Annotated in this window: 15 protein-coding genes; 9 read left to right on the top strand and 6 right to left on the bottom strand. The window is 69.2% G+C overall.

The window, feature by feature from the left end:
• Positions 1–3 precede the first annotated feature (3 nt).
• Together M0G41_RS10360 and M0G41_RS10355 are read right to left on the bottom strand one after the other, a co-directional pair.
• A complete protein-coding gene (locus M0G41_RS10360) occupies positions 4–888 on the bottom strand; it encodes a polyprenyl synthetase family protein (RefSeq protein ID WP_248209027.1) in 885 nt (294 codons plus the stop codon).
• Positions 878–1,132, bottom strand: a complete 255-nt coding sequence (locus M0G41_RS10355; RefSeq protein WP_248209025.1) for an exodeoxyribonuclease VII small subunit — start codon at positions 1,130–1,132, stop codon at positions 878–880. The genes M0G41_RS10360 and M0G41_RS10355 overlap by 11 nt, the downstream gene beginning before the upstream one ends.
• A 150-nt stretch (positions 1,133–1,282) precedes the next feature.
• On the opposite strand from M0G41_RS10355, the gene M0G41_RS10350 reads away from it, so the two are divergent.
• The 3 genes from M0G41_RS10350 to M0G41_RS10340 all read left to right on the top strand — a co-directional run bounded on the left by M0G41_RS10350 (position 1,283) and on the right by M0G41_RS10340 (position 5,538).
• Positions 1,283–2,629 carry an NTP/NDP exchange transporter gene (locus M0G41_RS10350; protein WP_248209023.1) on the top strand — a complete coding sequence of 449 codons (1,347 nt, stop codon included), beginning with the start codon at positions 1,283–1,285 and terminating at the stop codon, positions 2,627–2,629.
• A complete protein-coding gene (locus tag M0G41_RS10345; protein ID WP_248209021.1) occupies positions 2,610–3,752 on the top strand; it encodes an NAD-dependent epimerase/dehydratase family protein in 1,143 nt (380 codons plus the stop codon). Before M0G41_RS10350 ends, M0G41_RS10345 begins: the two co-directional genes overlap by 20 nt.
• 163 nt (positions 3,753–3,915) lie before the next feature.
• A complete protein-coding gene (locus M0G41_RS10340; RefSeq protein ID WP_248209019.1) occupies positions 3,916–5,538 on the top strand; it encodes a hypothetical protein in 1,623 nt (540 codons plus the stop codon).
• 359 nt (positions 5,539–5,897) lie between these two features.
• Here M0G41_RS10340 and M0G41_RS10335 read toward each other — a convergent pair whose 3' ends face one another.
• Positions 5,898–6,392: a hypothetical protein gene (locus tag M0G41_RS10335; protein WP_248209017.1), complete on the bottom strand. Its 495-nt coding sequence runs from the start codon at positions 6,390–6,392 to the stop codon at positions 5,898–5,900.
• 255 nt (positions 6,393–6,647) lie between these two features.
• On the opposite strand from M0G41_RS10335, the gene M0G41_RS10330 reads away from it, so the two are divergent.
• Positions 6,648–7,061, top strand: a complete 414-nt coding sequence (locus M0G41_RS10330; RefSeq protein ID WP_248209016.1) for a DUF6491 family protein — start codon at positions 6,648–6,650, stop codon at positions 7,059–7,061.
• Here M0G41_RS10330 and M0G41_RS10325 read toward each other — a convergent pair.
• From M0G41_RS10325 to M0G41_RS18825, 3 genes are all read right to left on the bottom strand, one after another.
• Entirely contained in the window at positions 7,018–7,620 is a 603-nt protein-coding gene (locus M0G41_RS10325; protein WP_248209014.1) for a HutD/Ves family protein, read from the bottom strand. The genes M0G41_RS10330 and M0G41_RS10325 overlap by 44 nt on opposite strands.
• Entirely contained in the window at positions 7,620–8,084 is a 465-nt protein-coding gene (locus M0G41_RS10320; RefSeq protein WP_248209012.1) for an SET domain-containing protein-lysine N-methyltransferase, read from the bottom strand. Before M0G41_RS10320 ends, M0G41_RS10325 begins: the two co-directional genes overlap by 1 nt.
• A gap of 129 nt (positions 8,085–8,213) precedes the next feature.
• Positions 8,214–8,510, bottom strand: coding sequence for a ComEA family DNA-binding protein (locus tag M0G41_RS18825; protein WP_343226480.1), 297 nt, complete (start codon positions 8,508–8,510; stop codon positions 8,214–8,216).
• Between the two features lie 211 nt (positions 8,511–8,721).
• Here M0G41_RS18825 and M0G41_RS10310 point away from each other — a divergent pair, with 211 nt between their 5' ends.
• From M0G41_RS10310 to M0G41_RS10290, 5 genes are all read left to right on the top strand, one after another.
• Positions 8,722–10,200, top strand: coding sequence for a M20 family metallopeptidase (locus tag M0G41_RS10310; RefSeq protein WP_248209011.1), 1,479 nt, complete (start codon positions 8,722–8,724; stop codon positions 10,198–10,200).
• Between the two features lie 63 nt (positions 10,201–10,263).
• Positions 10,264–10,704: an META domain-containing protein gene (locus M0G41_RS10305; protein WP_248209009.1), complete on the top strand. Its 441-nt coding sequence runs from the start codon at positions 10,264–10,266 to the stop codon at positions 10,702–10,704.
• Positions 10,701–11,186 carry an SET domain-containing protein gene (locus tag M0G41_RS10300; protein ID WP_248209007.1) on the top strand — a complete coding sequence of 162 codons (486 nt, stop codon included), beginning with the start codon at positions 10,701–10,703 and terminating at the stop codon, positions 11,184–11,186. Before M0G41_RS10305 ends, M0G41_RS10300 begins: the two co-directional genes overlap by 4 nt.
• A 127-nt stretch (positions 11,187–11,313) precedes the next feature.
• Positions 11,314–12,966 carry an MFS transporter gene (locus tag M0G41_RS10295; RefSeq protein WP_248209006.1) on the top strand — a complete coding sequence of 551 codons (1,653 nt, stop codon included), beginning with the start codon at positions 11,314–11,316 and terminating at the stop codon, positions 12,964–12,966.
• A gap of 42 nt (positions 12,967–13,008) precedes the next feature.
• Entirely contained in the window at positions 13,009–13,566 is a 558-nt protein-coding gene (locus M0G41_RS10290) for a DUF3228 family protein (RefSeq protein ID WP_248209003.1), read from the top strand.
• The last annotated feature ends 326 nt before the right edge of the window (positions 13,567–13,892 follow it).

The raw sequence follows: 13,892 nt of genomic DNA, 5'->3' as shown, positions 1-13,892 counted from the left end.
GCCTCAGTGACTGCGCTGGGCGGCCATCTCGCCAAGCGTGGCGAGCAGGGAGGTGTCGCAGTCCAGCCGCGACAATGCCCGGTGAAGCGACTGCAGTTCGGCGTCCAGGGCCCGGCGCGCGCCGTCGAGGCCTAGCGCAGCGACATAGGTCGGTTTGTTGGCCGCGGCGTCCTTGCCCGCGGTCTTGCCGAGGGTGGCGCTGTCGGACTCGACGTCGAGCAGGTCGTCCTTGATCTGGAAGGCAAGGCCCAGCGCCGAGGCATAGTGATCGAGATGGCCGAGGCGCTGCGGCCCGGCACCGGCCGCGAGGGCGCCAAGCCGCACCGCGGCCCGGATCAGGGCGCCGGTCTTGCGCGCGTGCATGGCCTTGAGGGCGGCAAGGTCCAGCTCGCGGCCCACGGCCTCGACGTCGATGGCCTGGCCGCCGCACATGCCCGGCGCACCGGCGGACTCGGCCAGACAGGCCAGCATGGACACCCGCACCTCGGCAGGCAGCGGCGCGCCGGCCAGCACCGAATAGGCCAGCGACTGCAGGGCGTCGCCGGCGAGGATGGCGGTGGCCTCGTCGAAGGCCACGTGGACGGTGGGTCGACCACGGCGCAGGTCGTCGTCATCCATGGCCGGCAGGTCGTCGTGGACCAGGGAGTAAGCGTGGATCAGCTCCACCGCGCAGGCGCCGGCATCGAGCCGGTCGAGCTCTGCGCCCAGCGCGCTGCCGGCGGCGTAGACCAGCAATGGCCGAAGCCGTTTGCCGCCGCCGAGCACGGCATGGCGCATCGCCTGGTGGAGGCGTTCAGGCGTATCGTCAGCGGCAGGAAGAACGGCATCGAGGCGCGCCTCGGCACGTTCACTCAGCGCGCGCAGGCGCGCGCCGGACTCAGCGCTCATCGAACGGGACGGCGCTGTCCGGATTCTCGGGATCGCTGAGCATGCGGACGCGCAGTTCGGCCTGCTCCAGCGCGCCATGGCAGCCGCGGTACAGGGCGATGCCGCGCTCGTAGGCCTTCAGTGACTCATCCAGGGACAGGTCTCCGCTCTCGAGCTTCTGAACCAGCTGTTCCAGCTCGTCGAGGGAGCGCTCGAAGTCCGCGACCGGATGGTCGTCCTTGGGCGGGGGAGGGGTCTTCGCCATGCGCCGGCAGTGTGCCGAGCGCCGCGCGGCCGGTCAACGCCGACGTCCGGGCGTGCCGGGTCCTCGCTTCGGCGCGGCCCATGACTGATTGCGCATGGGCCGGCGCAGCGGCGCGCCGAGGCTCTGCCCGTTCCCTCGACCCGCGCAGACATGGCCCACCCCGAGACAACCCGATCCGGTCCTCTGCACGCCCTGGCCAACCTGCGTCCCGGCGAGGGGCGGGTAGCCGCGCTGGCCATGGCCTTCTTCTTCTGCGTGCTGGCCGCCTACTACGTGCTGCGACCGATCCGCGATGCCATGGGGGTCGCTGGCGGCATCGAGCAGCTTCCCTGGATGTTCCTCGGCACCCTCGTCCTGACCCTGCTGCTGAACCCGCTGTTCGCCGCGGCCGTGGCGCGGGTCGACCGCACACGCCTGCTGGCGATCTGCTATCGCGCGCTGATGCTGTGCCTGCTGGTGTTCTTTGGCCTGCTCGCATCGATGGCCGAGGATCGGCAGGTCTGGATCGGACGCGCCTTCTACTGGTGGGTCAGCCTGTTCAACCTGTTTGCGGTCTCCCTGTTCTGGACCCTGCTGATCGACTGCCTGCGCCGCGAGCAGGCGCGGCGGCTGTTCGGGCTGGTCGCCGCCGGCGGCACGCTGGGCGCCCTGGTCGGTGCGGCGGCGACCACCCTGCTGGTCGAGGCGCTGGGTGCCGGCGGCATGCTGTTGGTGTCCGCGCTGCTGCTGGAGTTTGCCCTGCGTGCGGCGCGGGGCCTGCTCGCCTGCCGCCAGGAGGATGATGCCGAACAGCGCGTTCGCAGCGCCGAGGTGATCGGCGGTTCGACCCTGGCCGGCTTTCGCGAAGCCCTCCATTCGCCCTACCTGCTGGCCCTGTGCGGCTTCATGGCGCTCTACACCATCGGTTCCACCTTTCTGTACTTCCTGCAGGCGCAGATCATCTCCGAGCTGTTGCCCGGCCGGGACGAGCGTGCCGGCCTGTTCGCGCAGGTCGACCTGTGGTCGAACGCGCTGACCCTGCTGGCCCAGGTGTTCCTCAGCTCACGCGTGCTCGCGCGGCTGGGCGTGGCATTGACCCTGTGCCTGTTGCCCTTGCTTTCGACGGTCGGCTACGTCGCACTGGGGCTGGCGCCGGGCATCGGCGTACTGATTGCCTTCCAGGCGCTCCGCCGGGCCACCCATTTCGCGCTGTCGGTGCCGGCGCGCGAGATTCTCTACTTCCCGCTGTCGCGCGAGACCCGGTTCAAGGCCAAGAATCTGGTCGACACCTTCGTGTTCCGCGCCGGAGACCAGCTCGGCGCCTGGACCCATACGGGCCTGCTGGCCTTGGGCGCCGGCGTGGCCGGCGTGGCGCTGGGCGCCGCGGCCCCGCTGTCCCTGCTGTGGCTGGCGCTGGCCTGGTGGCTCGGCCGCGCCTACCAGCGCAGAACCCGCGAATCCACCCCCGACACCCCCCTGCCGCACACGGAGATCTCGAATGCCCAGCACACGTCGTGAACTGCTTGCCGCCGCTGCCATTGCCGCCGGCGCCGGCCTTCTGCCGCTGCCCCTGCGCCGGGCGATGGCTGAGGCACCGCCGCGCAAGCTGCGCATCCTGATCCTCGGCGGCACCGGTTTCACCGGGCCCGCCCAGGTCCGCTATGCGCTGGCCCGAGGCCATCACGTCACCCTGTTCAATCGCGGCAAGCGCCCCTCGCCGGAGTGGCCGGGCGAGGTGGTGCAACTGCACGGCGACCGTGAGACCGGCGATCTCAAGGCGCTGGAGGACGGTGAGTGGGATGTCTGCATCGACAACCCGACCAGCGTCCCGCACTGGGTCCGCGATGCCGGACAGGTGCTCAAGGGCAAGGTGGGCCAGTACGTCTACATCTCGTCGATCTCGGTCTACCGGGACACCTCGACGGCCGGCATGCGCGAGGACGCGCCGCTCGCCGTCTACACCGGCGAGGACCCGTTGAAGGAGACCCGGGACAGCCTCATCGCCAACATGGGTGAGCTGTTCGGCCCGCTCAAGGCAGCCTGCGAAGCCGAGGCAGAGCGCTGGTTCCCGGGACGGGTCACGGTGATCCGCCCCGGCTACATCGTGGGCGCCCGCGACGAAACCGATCGTTTCACCTACTGGCCGCGGCGCGTGGCCGAGGGCGGAGAAGTGCTGATGCCGGGCGACGGCTCGGATCCGCTGCAGTTCATCGATGCCCGAGACCTTGCCGAGTGGACCATCCGCATGGTCGAGCGCGGGCGCACCGGCATCTTCCATGCAACCGGTCCCGCTCGTCCGCTGTCGACCCGGGCTTTCCTCGACCAGCTCAATGTCGCGCTGGGCGGCAAGGCCAGCTTCGTCAGCGTGCCGACCGGCTTCCTGCGCGAGCAGAAGGTGCAGTTCGGCGGCGACCTGCCGATCTGGTTTCCCGCCGAGGGCGAGAGCCTGGGCTTTGCGCAGATCGATATCCGGCGCGCGGTCGGCGAAGGGCTCAGCTTCCGTCCGCTCGCCGACACCGTGTCCGATTTGATGGACTGGTATGGCAGCCTGCCGCCGGAACGCCAGGCCAACCCGCGCGCCGGCATGAGTCGCGAACGCGAGGCCGGGCTGATTGCCGCCTGGCGTGCCGCGAACGTGTAGCAGACCGGCAGGCGCCGCCCCGGCCGGCCCCCGCATTCGCGGCGCCCTGGGCGGCGTAGGCCGGAAGACCCGACTCGTAGCGAGGGCTGGGCCGATGCGCGGCGACCTCGCCGTGGCGACGGGCTAGACTGGCAGGGACTCCACCGAACCGCCGGAGATCCCGATGGCGTCCGCCGTGCCCGCGCCCAACGCCGATCCGTTGTCTGTCTGGCGCAAGCGCCTGCTCGGCGTGAGCTTGCCAGCCGTCGCGGATGCGGCGGCCTGGAAGGCGCTGCGCGATGACGCTGCGGACCTCGATGCCGTCCAGCCGGGCATCGAGCTCGACCTGCCGGTGGCGCTCTCGCTGATGGTTGAGGCCTGCCGATCGCCGCGGATCGCCGCCAATCTGAGCGGTTTGCAGCATGTGCTGCGGATGCTTGGCAGCGACGCGCTGAAGCTGCGTATGCAGCGCTGGCAGGCAGGCCACCTGGACCCGGGCAAACCGGACCACCTGCGCGCGCTTCAGGCCATGGCGACGAGTCGGCTGGCCTGCCTGTTCCATGCCCGCTGGATGCGCCACGGGCGGGTGGCCGATGCCGAGCAGCGCATGTGGATCACCGCCCTGCTGGGCGTCGCCCGGTGGAAGCTGCCCCTGGTCGACACAGACCTCGCCCGCGAGATCGAGCGCCGGGTGGTCGCGGGGGAAAGGCGCCAGGCGGTCGAGCGCAGCGTGCTCGGCTTCGATCTCGATGCGCTCAACGTGCTTCATCTCGAAGACCTGGGCTTCGTCGACGCCAGGTCGATGGCGGGGCGTGCCCGGCTGAGTCCAGCTCAGATGGCCGCTGCTGCGCGCCGTGCCCGGGCCGACGACATCCCCGAGCCCTTGCCTCCTCAGCTGGCGAGGGTGCTGCGGGAGCCATTGGTCAGCTGCTCCCTGGCCTATGCCCTGGCGCTCGAAACCCAGGTGGGCTGGCATTCGACACGTTGCCGACGCCTGGTCGGCGCGGCTGCGACCTGCCTCAATCGGGCCGCCGACGGCGTGCTCAACGACCTGCATCGGGCCGCCATCGAGGCCAGTGGCGAGACTCTCTACACCCGCGGCCTGCTGGCGCCTGCGGCGCGCTTGATCCGCATCCCGGCCGGGCGCACCGTGTCGCAGCCGCCCGCATCGCGGGCTGCGTCGCCAGCTGCTACTGCTTCATCTGCTCCAGCGCCGCCTGCCGCAAGGCGGCGCACACAGCAGGTCCGGCCGGCTTCGGGGCAGGCTGTGGAGCGGTCCGGGCCGGCCGCGGCAGCCTTTCCCGAGCGCTGCCGTGCGCAGGGGTTCTCGGCCCTGCCGGAGTTTCTGCGCGCCGCCGCCGCATTTCTGGTTGACGCGGGTCTGCCGCGCTTCGCCCTGTTTCTGCGCATGCGCCAGCCCGATCGCACTGCCGTCTACTTCACCCAGGGGTTCAGCGATGCCTCCGCGGTCAGGTCGACCAGCCTGTCCTCCCTTGACGGGACGCTGCTGGAGCGGCTGATCGCCGACCCGCGCGCGGCTTACCTGATCACGCCGAGCCAGGTGGACAGCGTGCGTGGCAAGCTGCCTGAAGCGCTGTCCGGCTGGCCGCCTGCTGGGGGCTTCATCATCGCCACCATCCAGGCCAGCGAGCGGCCGATGGGATTCTGGTGGGCCGATGCAGGAGAAGGGGCGGCGCAGACCGACGCCCGACAGTTCCTCGCCGTGCGCCAGATGGCCAGCGTGTTCGGCGCCGAGTTCACCCGACTGGTCAGGCTCCAGCGCAGCGCCGCACCCCGTCGTCCCTGATCGGCAGCGCTGCGAAGACCAGTGTCCTGTCCCGGAAGTACGTTGTCGAATCCGCGTCGCGACTTCAACAACGTACTTCCGGGACAGGACACTAGGGAGCCTCTGAATAAGTCCTGTGCCCCGCGTTGCCGCGGTGTGCGTTCGCACCAAGGCGGACGCCGAAGGACGTGGTGGTGCCAGGTTCAAGGTGGCCAACGCAGGTGCGGGCGCACACCGTGGCAACCCTCCGGGCCAGGATTGTGCAGCCATCCAGCTGTGTTGCGCGTCTTGGCCGTGGCACCACCACGCCCTGCGCCGCGCGCCTTGCTGGCCGGCTGCACAACCTCCGGCGCGGGGCGCTGGACTTGTTCAGAGTCTCCCTAGAGATCGATCGTCAGAGCGAAGAAGGTTTCGCCGCGATTGCGTCCGTGCAGGCTTCCATTGGACATGTGCCCGACGCGCAAGGCGTAGCCTTCGGCCAGCGGATAGCTGACCTGGGTCAGGAACTGGCCGACGCTGCTCAGGGCGGTTGTCTGAGGATAGCTGGCCGCGACCGAGAACGAGGCTTCCCAGCGGCCGAAGTTGCGCGCAAGGCCCAGGGCGACCCAGCCGATGTGCTCGCGGTCGACAGATTCCGCCTTGGGGTGCTTGCCGATGACACCGACCGCAGCCTCGATCCGATAGTCGCGCCAGCGCGCGAACGGCTTGTGCAAGCCAAGGAAGGGCGCCAGATTGCCGACGGTGCTGTACGAGCTGCCGATGCTGGCACGCCACGGCATGTGCGCCTCTTCATCAGCGGCGGAGGCGGGCAGGGCGGTCAGGGTGGCCAGGCCAAGCAGGCTGCAGCGGAAGAGCGAAGCAACAGGAAACGTCATGCGGGCTCGTCGTTGTAGTTCCTGGGGCGCACAGGGTCGGCGCGCGGCCCGGTCGAGGGCCGCTGGGGTCCGTGCGGCAGCGGGGCTGCATTATGCGCAGGTCGCGAGGTCGGCTGCCATCGCGGCGGGCGCGCATGATGCGCTGCGGAGGGTGAAATCCTCGCTGAACGCGCGCCTTGCGCGAGGCCCGTGGGTGCAACGATGCGATGCGCTGGTTCGTCACACGGTGCGATACGGCCCCTTTGGAGCATTGCCATGAACGTACGCGTCCTGTTGTTGGTCCTCTCGTGCACACTGCTCTGGGCCTGCAGCAGCACTCCGCCGCTGCAGCGCATGGAGGCTCGGCTGGCCGAGATCGAGTCGGTGGCGGGTGAGCCGGTCGAATCCTTCCACTTCTGGCGGCTTGACCGCTGGGAGCCGCTGGGGCGCAAGCACGTGGCTGTGTGGACCCAGATCGACAAGGCCTGGTTGATCGAGGTCCGCGAGCCCTGCTTCGGCCTGGACTACGCCACCAGCATCGGCCTGTCATCCACCGGGCAGCGGGTCTTCCAGAACTTCGACGTGGTCCACGTCGATACCCAGCGCTGCCGGATCGCCGAGATCCGGCCGGTCGACGTCAGGGCGCTCAGGGCCCTGCGCAAGGAACCGGACGCTTCGCCTGCAGCCTGACCAGCAGCAGTTCCCCGCCGCCGTCGAGCAGAAAGCGCCCGTCGGGCTGCCCGCCCGCATCCAGCAGCAGGCTATCGCCGACCTCGGCCTCGGCACCGGTTTCGCCGTGGCGTCCGGCCGCGCGCCCGCTGAGCACGTAGATCAGCCAGCGGACGTCGCGCTCGGCGAAGAAGACCATCGGCCCGACCAGTGGACGGTGCAGCAGCTGGGCCTCATAGCGGTTGGGGTCGTAGATGATGTTGAGGGCGTGGCACGGGCCGGCCCGAAGCCGCGCACTGACCTCGGCGTCGCCCGGGTAGCTGGCGCGGCCGTGGGGCGGCAGCAGATCGATGGGCGGTGCATCGGTGAAGTCAAGCCGAAGGCCCTCGCCCTGGAGCAGGGCCATCAGCCTGCAGCGACCGGGAAACCGGGAGAACTCTCCATCCTGATCGATCTCGGCCACCGAGCAGCGCAGGCTCCAATTCTCGCCTTCTTCACAGAGGATTTCACGGGTCCAGCCGCGGCCGTTGCGCCAGCGGTCCCGGCGGTACTCGAAGGAGGGGATTCGCAGGCAGCGCATCAGCCTGCGCTGAGCCGCGCCAGTTCGTGGCTGGACCGGCGCAGGCTCTCGGCCCAGGACCAGCCGATGATCGGCTCGCCGCTACGCGCATCGAGGAACTCTTCGCGTTGGCCCTCGCCCAGCAGGTGGCGGTAGTCGACGGTGACCTCCTCGCCCTCGGCAAGATCACGGGCGGCGAAGACGAAGCCGAGGTGCCAAAGCCCGGTGGGTTCGAAGTCATGGTTGATGTAGCACTCGTCCGGCCAGTCCAGGCTGACGGTGAACCGATCCTCGAACCAGCGCACGCTGGCCGGCAGTGCGGCGTCACGGTCGGGCCGGTGCTCGATCTCCTGCAGGGAGAACACCGAAGGAATGTTGTCCGGGGCGACGAGGACCCGGCCGGCAGCGATCGGCTCGGCAAGGAAAACACCCTGGCCGGCGCCGGGAATGGTGGAAGCATCGATACGGTAGCGGGGAAGGATCATGGCAGCCTCGTTGGAGGCCGCTAGTGTAGCGGTCGTGGACGGCGCGCTCCGCGATGCGCGATGACGCCCCGGAGCAGCGTCGGGGCGGCCCGCGTCCTGCGGACCGCCCCGATGCTCCCGCAATGATGCTCAGCTGGCCTGCTTGGCGGCGGGCTTGGACGGGCGCACCTCGATCACCTCGCGGTTCTTCTCGACGGTCTTGAGGCCGACGCCCTTGACCTCGGCGAGCTGGTCGATGCTCTTGAACGGGCCGTTCTCGCTGCGGTAGGCGACGATCGCCTCGGCCTTGGCCAGACCGATGCCGTTCATGGCGGCGGCGATCTCCGCGGCGCTGGCGCGGTTGATGTCGACCTTGCCGGCCGCAAACGCGGCGGTGGCGGACAGGGCGAGGAGGGCGGCGAGAATCAGCTGCTTGATGGTGCTCATGGTGTTTCCCCTTGTGTCGAACGGATGGTTAAGCCCCCGAGGGCGCTGGCCAGCTCGGCCAGTGGGGTCAGTGTCCGCGTCAGCGTTCGCCGTCTGTATCCGTCGCCGGCGCCAGCGTGTGTAGGCCCGGCGCGCGCCATGGGGTCGGAAATTTCCTATGTCGTCCGCGGGCAGGCGGTAAACTGGGACATTCCCTCAAGGAGCCCGCGCCATGGACAGCAGCAAGGTTGATCGTTTCGTCGGCGAGCAGTGGGACAGCGAGATCGTTCCCCAGCTGGTCGACTACATCCGCATCCCCAACAAGTCGCCGATGTTCGACGCCGACTGGGTCAAGCACGGCTATATGGAGGACGCCGTTTCGCTCATGGAGCGCTGGGCGAGGACGCAGCCGATCAAGGGCATGCAGATCGAAGTGGTGCGCCTCGAGGGCCGCACCCCGCTGATCTACATCGAGATCCCGGGCGACAACGAGGATTGCGTGCTGCTCTACGGTCATCTCGACAAGCAGCCGGAGATGACCGGCTGGGCCGATGACCTGGGTCCGTGGAAGCCGGTGATCAAGGGCGACAAGCTCTACGGTCGCGGCGGCGCCGACGACGGCTATGCCCTGTTCGGCTCGCTGGCCGCGATCCGCGCACTGCAGGAGCAGGGCGTCCCGCACGCGCGTTGCGTGGTGCTGATCGAGGCCTGCGAGGAGTCGGGCAGCTACGATCTGCCGTACTACGTCGATCACCTCGCCGAGCGCATCGGCCGGCCATCACTGGTGGTCTGCCTCGATTCCGGCTGCGGCAACTACGATCAGCTCTGGTGCACCACCTCGCTGCGCGGCATGGCTGGCGGCAACCTGAAGATCAGCGTGCTGGAGGAAGGCGTGCACTCCGGCGATGCCTCGGGCATCGTGCCGTCGAGCTTCCGCATCCTGCGCCAGCTGCTCTCGCGCTTCGAGGATGAGGGCAGCGGACGGATCATCGTCGACGATCTGCATGTCGAGATTCCGGTCGAGCGCATCGTCCAGGCCGACCGCGCCGCCAAGGTGCTGGACAAGGACGTCTACGAGAAATTCCCCTTCCTGCCCGGCATGCGGCCGATGAACAGCCAGTTGCGCGAGCTGATCCTCAACCGTACCTGGCGGCCGGCCCTGTCGGTCACCGGCGTCGACGGCATGCCGCCCCTGTCCAGCGCCGGCAACGTGCTGCGCCCGCATACCGCGGTCAAGCTCTCGCTGCGCCTGCCGCCGACCCTGGACGGCGAGCGGGCCGGCCGCATCCTCACCGACATCCTGCTGCGCGACCCGCCCTATGGGGCCAAGGTCGAGTTCAGCCTCGAGAAGTCCTCGACTGGCTGGAACGCGCCGGCGATGTCGCCGTGGTTGGAGCAGGCCATCGACCAGGCCAGCCGCAACCATTTCGGCGCGCCGGCGGTCTACATGGGCGAGGGCGGCACCATTCCGTTCATGGGCATGCTCGGCGAGAAGTTCCCCGGTGCGCAGTTCATGATCACCGGCGTGCTCGGCCCGCACAGCAACGCGCACGGGCCGAACGAGTTCCTGCATATCCCGACCGGCAAGCGGGTGACGGCCAGCGTGGCGCATGTGCTGAAGGAGCACTACGAAGCTTCCGAGAAGGGTTTGACCCGGGGCGTGGGCGTGGCCGAGGGCGAGGTCAGCTTCGGTGACCACGGCTGCTGCTGAGCGCAACCCCGCTTCTCCCGGTGGCGCGTTAACATCGGCGACGATTGCCACCGGGAGCCAACCATGCGATTCGCCGCCGCCATGCTGGGTGCACTGATGACCATTTCCACGCTCGGCGCCTGCGCTGCGCCTGCCGGACGCAGCGAGGGCCTGTCGGAGCTGCCGGCCGGCACCCGCTGGGCACTTGAAGACAGCAGTCTGGGCGCACTGAAGGCGGCCCGTGAGGGCGCCATCCACATTGCTTTCGATAATGATCGACTAAGCGGCGACTCCGGCTGCAATCAGTTCTCGGCCGAGGCCAGGGTCGAAGGGGGCAAGCTCGAGCTGGGTCCGATCGTGGCCAGCAAGCGCGCCTGCATCGGGCCGGGGATGGACGCCGAGCGCGCCTTGTTCGACGCCTTGGCCAAGATCGAGAGCGCCGCGATCGACGGCGACCGGCTGACGCTCGGCACGCGCGACGGCCAGTCGCTCATCTTCGCCCGCGCCGGCAAGGGCGGCGAATGAAGGCGAAGAAGAAGCTCATCGCGCGAAGTTCGCCGATACACGGCAATGGCGTGTTTGCTGCCTGCGACCTGCCTGCCGGCGTCAAACTGGTCGAGTACAAGGGCAAGCGGATCAGCCACGACAAGGCCGACCGGCTCTATGCCGGCGGCTCCGATACCGGCCACACCTTCCTGTTCACGCTCAACGAGGACTGGATCATCGACGCCAATGTCGATGGCAACAAGGCGCGCTGGATCAACCACAGCTGCGATCCCAACTGCCAGGCCGTGCTCTACGAGGACGAGAAGGGCCGGCGCAAGAAGGACCGCGTGATCATCGAGTCGCTGCGCGAGATCAAGGCCGGCGAGGAGTTGTCCTACGACTACGGGATCACCCTGGAAGAGCGCCATACGCCACGCCTGAAGAAGATCTGGGCCTGCCGATGCGGCTCGCCCCGATGCACCGGGACCATGCTCAAGCCGAAGCGGAAAACGCCGGCCTGAGCGCCGGCCCCGCCGGTCGGTCCCGCTCGCTGGGGCAGCCGAAGGATGGGTAGGGAGCCGGGGGTGTCCGCCGGCAGCGCAGCGCCGTTCGCTCCGCGTTCGGCCCGGCCCGCCTAGAATGCCGCCCATGGAGCCCCGATCGGCCGCGCTAGCCCCCTTCCGCCTGCCGGTCTTCCGCAACATCTGGCTGGCCAGCCTGCTGTCCAGTTTCGGCGGCGTGATCCAATCTGTGGGGGCCGCCTGGCTGATGCTGGAGCTGACCCGCCAGGCCGACATGGTGGCCCTGGTGCAGACCTCGGTCGCCCTGCCGATCGTCCTGCTCGCCCTGCTCGGCGGCGCCGTCGCCGACAGCTGGGATCGCCGCCGCGTAATGCTGGCGGCACAGGCCTTCATGCTGCTCGTGTCGGTAGCGCTGGCGGTCTGCGCCGGGCTGGGCTGGATCAGCCCCTGGTTGCTGCTGCTGTTCACCTTCCTGATCGGTTGCGGCAACTCGTTCAACGCCCCGGCATGGCAGGCCCTGGTCCAGGACATGGTGCCGCGCCAGCAGCTGCCCTCGGCCGTATCGCTCAACAGCATGGGCTTCAATCTCGCCCGCAGCCTCGGTCCGGCGCTGGGTGGCGCGATCGTGGCGCTGGTCGGCGCGGCGGCGGCCTTCGCGGTCAATGCACTCAGCTATCTCGGACTGATCGGCGTGCTGGCCCGCTGGCGGCCGGTGGACGAGCCGCGCCTGCTTCCGCGCGAACCGCTGTTGTCGGCGATGGGCGCGGGCGTGCGCTATGTGCGCCTGTCGCCGGCGATCCGGACCGTGCTGTTGCGCAGCCTCACCTTCGGCCTTGGTGCGAGTGCTGCGCTGGCCCTGTTGCCGACGATCGCCTCGCGGCTGGTGGGGGGCGGCGCGCTGGACTACGGGCTGCTGCTTGGCGCCTTCGGCATCGGCGCGGTGCTGGCGGCGCTCGGCAGCGCCAACCTGCGCGACCGGATGTCCACCGAGTCGCTTGTGCGCGTGGCCACCTTGGGGTTTGCCCTGGCCCTGGTCATGGCTGCCGGCAGTGCTGCCCTCTGGCTGTGTGCGCTGGCCATGCTGGTCGCCGGAGCCGGCTGGGTGCTGGCCCTGTCGACCTTCAACGTGGCCGTGCAGCTGGCGGCGCCACGCTGGGTGGTGGCGCGGGCGCTCTCGCTGTATCAGATGGCGGCTTTTGGCGGCCTGGCCGGCGGCAGCTGGTTGTGGGGTGGGGTGGCCGAAGGGCAGGGTCTGCCGGTGGCGCTGGCCGGCGCCGCCGTGACCCTCGTGCTCAGCGCCCTGCTCGGCCTGCTTCTGCCGCTCGAACAGACGGGGCAGCGCAACCTCGACCCGCTGCGTCAGTTTCGCGAGCCTGCGACCGAGGTGCCGGTTCAGCCGCGTACCGGCCCGGTCGTAGTCACCGTTGAGTGGATCATCGAGGAAGCCGATATCGTGCCCTTCCTCCATGCCATGTCCGAGCGCCGGCGCATCCGCCGCCGTGACGGCGCCCACCAGTGGGCCCTGCTGCGCGACCTCAATGATCCCCGGCTGTGGATCGAGCGCTTCAAGACTGCGACCTGGATGGACTACCTGCGCCACAGCAGCCGCATCACCCGCGATGATGCCGACGTCCCCGAGCGACTGCGCGCCCTGCACCGCGGCGAGGGGCCGCCCAGGGTCCGCCGGATGATCGAGCGCCCGACCAGCCGGCTGCCGGAAAGCCACCATGCGGGGCATGAGTCCGATCACCACAGCAGCGATCCGACGCGACACGTCTGAGCCGATCCCCGAGAATGCCGCTTTCGTCTGCGCGAGATGCCCATGTCCATCGTCCTCACCGACTTCGCCATCGGCCGGCTGTTCCCCCGCACGCCGCGGCGAAACACCATCCAGGACTGCACCCCGCAGGCCTTCGAACGGCATCTCAATGAGCACGCCCCGCTCAAGGTGCTCGACGGCTACGCGCCGTTCTGCAAGCTGCACGTGCACCGCAACTGGACCTCGACCCGCTGCCTTGCGGTGTCGATCACCGAGGACAACCGCCACCTTCTGCGCTCGGACTACGAGGCGCGCACCCCCGACGAGCTGCCCGTCCTGGTGCGTTGGTTCGAGGGCATCGAGCCGCCGGTTGCCGACTACCTGATCGTGATCCTCTACGACCGCGAGCAGCTGGCCAAGGAGGGCACCCTGATCAAGGCCGACTGGGGCGTGGTCGGCTGCATGTACACCGCCGAGCCCGAGGAGACTCCGATGGCCCCCATCACCATGCTGCGCAACGCGCTGGGCGTCGAGGAGGGCGGCTCCGGCGTGCCCTTGGACCGGGAGGCCTACCGGCGCAGCGTCGAATTCTGGAAGCAGCACGCCAACTGGCGGGGGTAGGGCACGGTTCGGGCGCAGAGAAGTCATTCACAGGGTGCGGCTTGCCGCACCGGGCGTACCGTCCGAACGCCCGTATCGGCGCGCCAAGGCACACCCTATGGAGCTTCGCTGACGCCCGACGAAGCCCAACTGTGGGAGCGCCCTTGGGCGCGGCCGAGGCGTATCGGATCCAGCACAGACCGTCGCCAGAGCGGACCTCCGCGGTCGCGCCCAAGGGCACTCCCACAGACGAACGGCCCATCTGATGGATCCGGGCGACTGCCAAGTTCGCGCCCCAAAGGTAGGGTTCGGGGAAAACAAGACATGCATAGGGTGCGGCTGGCCGC

The sequence above is a fragment of the Pseudomarimonas salicorniae genome (genome assembly GCF_023156535.1).
Classification (GTDB): domain Bacteria; phylum Pseudomonadota; class Gammaproteobacteria; order Xanthomonadales; family Xanthomonadaceae; genus Pseudomarimonas; species Pseudomarimonas salicorniae.
Note: the sequence above shows the minus strand (reverse complement) of the source record. Positions and strands in the feature narration are given on the sequence as shown.